Origin of the sequence: Vibrio sp. 10N.222.52.C12 (genome assembly GCF_041474215.1) — a bacterium.
Taxonomy (GTDB): Bacteria; Pseudomonadota; Gammaproteobacteria; order Enterobacterales; family Vibrionaceae; genus Vibrio; species Vibrio crassostreae_C.
Window position 1 is genome coordinate 1 of sequence record NZ_JBFRTR010000169.1, and the last position, 882, is coordinate 882.

At 36.8% G+C, this 882-nt stretch carries 1 protein-coding gene; it reads right to left on the reverse strand.

Annotated elements, in window-relative coordinates; genetic code table 11:
- Positions 1 to 25: 25 nt before the first annotated feature.
- Positions 26 to 496, reverse strand: coding sequence for a type II toxin-antitoxin system YafO family toxin (locus tag AB4623_RS22920; RefSeq protein ID WP_017081560.1), 471 nt, complete (start codon positions 494 to 496; stop codon positions 26 to 28).
- Positions 497 to 882: the final 386 nt, after the last annotated feature.

Sequence of the window (882 nt, forward strand, 5' to 3'; positions counted from 1 at the left end):
TATCGACGTTTTCTTCGCTAGTAACTTACTGAAATAGCAATCTATGTGTTTTAGCTATCCCTGTCCACTCACTAACCTGATGAGCGTCTTCAATCAAAGCGTGAGCTTGGTCTAAGCAGTAATCAATAACATGAAAATGATGATTGCCACCTTTATCAATAAAGTACGAATAAACAATATAACTGTTGCTTGTGCAGCTCCACTGTACTTTTAAATCCCCATTTTCTTCCTCCCATACGCACCCGTCTTGCCATATGTGAACATGATGGAGCTCTTCTGCTCTGGCATCAATGGGGTGTGTTGCAAGTTTATCTCGACCAATAGTATCAAGATGTGCGGGATGTTGAAGTTGAACCGTCTCAGTAGGATTTGGAATATCACCAAATTCTACACATTCAGTTTTATATTCTTCAAACTCATCGATTGGGAGAGATGCAGAGGGATTTTCTGCCAAAACTTTCTGAATTTTGGCAGATTTTGTTATAATTATACTCATTTATTATCGAACTTTTTCCATTTCTTTCGCTAATAGCTTGCTGGATTCAGAAAGACGACGCTTGAACTCAGTAGTTCGACGTTTAGTTGTTCTAACTTTTCTCTCTGTAATGGTAGTCATAGACTATACCTCGTGAGTTCCTTAAAGGAGATGTATCTTTAACGCGTTTACAATAATACATCAAGGAACTGCACTAATCAATTTCTAAGTATAAACAGTTGATATTTGGAAATTGGAATTAGACAAAATACAGTAATATGCTGAAATACTTGTACCTTGGTTTTTATTACTTGGTAACTATATGATTTTTTATTGGTTTTGTGAAATTAAAAATCCGCGTGTTGGGAGTTCGAATCTCTCCACCCCTGCCATCTTCAAAGTGCATT